The sequence below is a fragment of the Candidatus Effluviviaceae Genus V sp. genome, assembly GCA_014728125.1.
GTDB lineage: Bacteria > Joyebacterota > Joyebacteria > Joyebacterales > Joyebacteraceae > WJMD01.
This window is the reverse complement of the sequence record WJMD01000145.1, coordinates 1-4,734: the sequence shown is the minus strand read 5'-3', so window position 1 is coordinate 4,734 and position 4,734 is coordinate 1. Positions and strand designations below refer to the sequence as shown.

The following is a 4,734-nucleotide window of genomic DNA, read 5'->3' as shown; positions in this document are numbered from 1 at the left end:
CATCAACGACGTGAGGGAACACTGCGTGCTCAGGCACGGCGTGACCTCGCTCGACCCGGAGGATCCCGACTTCCATCCCCGGCATCTGGACCTGGCGCACTACCACTTCGACGAGGCCTACCACAACGGGGATGTCTGGGTGTGGCTCTCCGGACCCGTTGTGACGGCCCTCGTACGCTCCGGGCTCGTCGAGGCCGCCTGGGAGCAGAGCTCCATGCTGTCGGCGCTCTTCTACGATGAGGGTGCGGCCGGGACGCTCCCCGAGCTTCGGAACGGCGTGCCGCCCGAGAACGAGGAGAACGTCGCCGGCGCCGTCTCGCAGGCCTGGAGTCTCGCGGAGTTCCTCAGGAACTTCTATCAGGACTACCTCGGCGTGCGGCCCGACCTGCTCGAGGGCGTCCTCGACGTCCGCCCGGCACTTCCGGGTGCGCTGACGTGGGTGCGGACGCCCGTTCACCTGGGCAAGGGTACGGTCGAGACGTTCTACCAGGTCGAGCGGGACCGGGGACGGGCAACCTACAGCCTGGACGCATCCGAGGACGTCCCGCCGCTGGATGTCCGGTTCGAGCTCCCTGTGCCCCCGTGGGATGCCGAGCGGCGGGCGGTCGTGACTGCCGAGGCGCGCCTGAGGCCGGGCGCCAGTGTCTCCTTCATCTGTGAGGAACGCGACGGTGAGTGGTCGGTGAACGTCAACGACGAGGAGCCTGCGTCGTGAGGGTCTTCGCCAATCAGGAGAGCGCGTGGATCTTCCTCGTGCTCATGGCCCTCGCCCCGGTGGCGGCCGTGTGGTTCTACCGGCGCGTGCCGCCAACGGTGGGTCCGGGCCTCCGCGTCGGCCTGGCGACGCTTCGTGCCGCCGCGCTCTTCCTGCTCTTCGCGGCGCTCATCGAGCCCGTGGTGGCGCTGACCTCGGTGGCGAACGAGCGCCCCGTCGTGGCCGTCCTGATCGACGAGTCGCGGAGCATGAGCGTCCGCGATGGAACCGGAGGCGTCGAACGCGGGAGCGAGGCCGTTGAGCTTGTGAGCGAGGTGCTCCTCGAGCGCATCGCTCGAGACGCGGAGGTCGCGGCGTACACGTTCTCGACCGACGTGCGGCCGCTTGAGGAAGGGCCGGGCGGCATCAGGAACGCGGCGGGCTTCGACGGCGACGCCACCGATCTGGAGAACGCGTTCGAGGAGGTCGCGCGCGGCCAGGGCCGGGGCAGGCTCGGCGCGGTGATCGTCGCCACAGACGGCGCGGTCAACCGCGGGGGGAGCCCCGTCGACGCGGGCATCCGTCTGGGGGTGCCTGTCTTCGTGCTCGGCGTCGGCAGCCCGGATCCGCCGGTCGACATCGCCGTGGAGGAGGTGCTCACCAACAGAGTGTCGTACGCCGGTGAGATACTGCCCGTCGTCGCACGGATCACGAGCGCCGGTTTCGGCGAAAGCGAGACGAACGTCGAGATCGTCGAGGACGGAGATGTCCTCGAGAGGGAGGTCGTGTCGCTCTCCGGTACCGGAGAGGAGGCGGAGGTGACCTTCCGCGTCCGGCCGCGCGAACCGGGAACGCACCGCTACACCGTGAGGATTCCACAGGCGCCGGGCGAGACCGTGACGGGGAACAACGAGCGCATCGTCATGACGACGGCCCTGAAGGGACGGTTCAGAGTCTTCCTCGCAGCCCCTCGCCCCGCGTGGGACTTCGCCTTCGTCAGAAGGGAGCTGGAGGCCGACCGCAATGTCGAGTTGACAGCGGTCGTCGGGGACGGTTCCGGGCTGCCGGCCTCGCGCGACGAGCTCCTGGAGTACGATCTCGTCCTGCTCGTCGACCCCGACTGGAGCGACCCCGCCGTGCCGGAGGACTGGCTCCGCGCCTTCGTGGTCGAGCGGGGCGGCGGTCTGGCCGCCCTCGGACTGCCGGATGGGCCTCCCGGAACACTCCCCTCGTTTCTGCCGGTCGAGTCGCTCGAACGGTTGGCAGCGCCGCGCGAAGAGAGAGTGTCCCTGACCCCCGACGGGGAGTCGTCTCCTGTCCTCCGTGTCGAGAACGGCCGCTCAGAGAACGTGCTGGCATGGACGGGACTTCCTCCCGTCTGGACGGCCCCCGCAGGGACGTTCCGCGCCGCTCCCGAGGGTGTCGTCCTGGCCGAGGCGGCCGATGGACCGGTCGTCGTGCTCGGCGGCCGGCCGGGCGGCGGCCAGACACTCGCGGTGCTTGCGGAGGGCATCTGGCGCTGGGGGATGGCCGGGGACAACGCGGACCTTCTCTCGCGTTTCGTCTCGAACACCGCGAGGTGGCTGACGGCGCGCGGAGAGGTCGAACGCGTCGCGGTCACGACGGACGCGGACGTCGTCCCCGTCGGTGGCCTGATCGGCTTCCGGGGGCAGGTCTATCGCGCCGATCTCTCGCCCGAGATGGGCGCGACACTCTCGCTCGAGGTCGTGCGCGGCGGCGGCGCACCGGTGGCCGAGCTTTCCATGACGCCGGTCGTCGGCGGCTACGAGGGAGAGTTGAGCGCACCACCTCCCGGCGCGTACACGTACCGAGCGACCGCGTCGGTCGACGGCGAGATCGTCGGGACCGATGAGGGCACCTTCGAGGTCGAGACGTTCGCTCTGGAGGACGCCGACGTCCGCAGGCGCGCCTCAGTCCTCCGGAGACTGGCCGAGGTGACGGGTGGAGCGTACGTGACTCCGGAAACCCTCGACGACCTGCCCGACGAGCTCCCGCTCGAACGGGTCGTCCGTCGCCGCTCGAAGGAGTACGAGCTGTGGGACACGCCGTGGCTCCTGACGGCGTTCGTCGGACTGCTCTCGGTCGAGTGGGCGCTCCGACGCCGCAAGGGCATGCCGTAGCCGGTCCTCCCCCGGCAGTCGTGCGCAGCCGCCCCGACCTCCCCGAAGAGACCTGACCCATGTCACGCAACACCAGTGCGGCGCTTGTTTGCGTCGCGTTCTTCACGTCCGTTCTCTCTGCGTCCGAGCTGGTCATCAACGAGGTCTTCTACGACCCCGACGGGTCGGACACCGGTCTCGAGTTCATCGAGATCATGAACTGCGGGCACGCGACGGTGGCCGTCTCGGACTGGACGGTGGAGACAGGCAACGGCGCACATCCCGACGACTGGACGGTCGAGTGGATCGGTGGACCGCTCGACGAGATCGAGCCCGGCGGCATTTTGCTGATAGGTGAGCGGGACGTCGAACCCCATCCGGACGTCGTGACGCCGCTCGATCTGCAGAACGGGCCGGACGGATGTCGGCTGACGGACGGCGATCACGTCATCGACTGCGTCGGGTGGGGTGAGCCGCTTTTCTCCGAGTACTGCGAGGGCACGCCCGCCGACGATGTGTCCAGCGGGCTCGCTCTCGCGCGCATGCCCGACTGCATGGACGCCGACGACAACGCCCTCGACTTCGTGCCGCGCATCCCGACCCCCGGGGCGCGGAACACCGTCACCCGCGATCTCGCGGTCGCGGTCCGGCACGCCCGACGGATGGTCCACCCGGACGGCGAGCCGATGCCGGTCGATGTTGTCGTCAGGAACCTCGGTGCCGAGACTGTCGAAGCGGGCGGGTACGAGCTCTCGCTCACGTGCGACGGCTCGAAGGTCGCCGGGCACACCTCGGACGACTCGCTCGCTCCGCGCGACTCGAGTGACGTGCGGCTCCTCTGGTCCGACCCGACGCCCGGATACCACCACATGGACGTGTCCGTGGTGACGGACTCGGACGGACTTCCATCGAACAACATTGCGAGCACGACGGCGACGGTCGGTGGCCCGGCAAGGCTCCTGGTCGTGAACGAGGTCATGCACTCTCCCGAGGACGGTGCGACCGAGTGGGTGGAGCTGGTCTCGACGGCCGGCGATTCCGTCGACCTGCGTGGCTGGTCGCTGGGGGACGACGAGGACGAGCACGAGCTACTCGTCGGTGACGAGACGCGCGATCGACTTTCCGTTGGGGCCGGGGATTTTCTCATCATCGCGAAGGAACCGGAGCTCGTCGCCGCGAGCGGCGCCCCGACGGCGGAGACCGACGGATGGGAGGCGCTCTCGAGCGAGGACGTGGTCGTGGTCCTTGACGCGTACGGCACGCCCATCGACCGCGTCGCGTACGAGCGGGACTGGGGAGGAGACCGGAACGTGTCGCTCGAGAAGGCCCGTCCAGATCTGGACGCGGGCTCCGCGACCAACTGGGGGAGCTCCGTCGCTCCCTCCGGCTCGACACCCGGGCTTCCGAACAGCATCCTCATCGAGTCGCTCCCTGTCGGGGGAACGCTCACCGTCAGCCCGAACCCGTTCTCGCCGGACGGGGACGGCCGGAACGACCGGACGGTCGTGTCGTGCGAGCTCCCGACCGCAACAGCGCTGGCGCGTCTGTCCGTCTACGATGTCCGGGGGCGGCTCAGAGGGCGTCTGCTCGACCACGAGCAGGTCGCCTCACGACACGAGATCGTCTGGGACGGTCACACGGCGGACGGTCCCCTGCCGCCGGGGCTCTACGTGCTGTACCTGGAGGCGATCGACGCGAGGGCGGGGATCCTCTCCCGGGCGAAGGCCCTCGTGGGGATCGCGCAATGAGCCGCGGCGTCGTTCTGTGCATCGTCGTGATTGGGGTGCTCGCCGGGGCGGCGTCGGCGGCGTTCGAGAGGCCGTGGCCGACCGCGAGGGCCGCCGGCCTCGCGATGGATCGGCCGTGGTCGCGGGGCGTCGCGAGAACAGCAGGGAGTACGCACGTTCCGGTGTGGGAGAT

3 protein-coding genes are annotated in these 4,734 nt (G+C 69.6%); all 3 read left to right on the top strand.

Annotation, left to right across the window (positions count from 1 at the left end):
* The first annotated feature begins 1 nt into the window (after position 1).
* The 3 genes from GF405_08975 to GF405_08965 are packed head-to-tail and all read left to right on the top strand — an operon-like array spanning position 2 to position 4,562.
* Complete coding sequence (locus GF405_08975; GenBank protein MBD3368282.1) at positions 2-715, top strand: hypothetical protein; 714 nt, start codon at positions 2-4, stop codon at positions 713-715.
* Positions 712-2,835, top strand: coding sequence for a hypothetical protein (locus GF405_08970; GenBank protein ID MBD3368281.1), 2,124 nt, complete (start codon positions 712-714; stop codon positions 2,833-2,835). The genes GF405_08975 and GF405_08970 overlap by 4 nt, the downstream gene beginning before the upstream one ends.
* Before the next feature lie 59 nt (positions 2,836-2,894).
* Positions 2,895-4,562, top strand: a complete 1,668-nt coding sequence (locus GF405_08965) for a hypothetical protein (GenBank protein ID MBD3368280.1) — start codon at positions 2,895-2,897, stop codon at positions 4,560-4,562.
* The last annotated feature ends 172 nt before the right edge of the window (positions 4,563-4,734 follow it).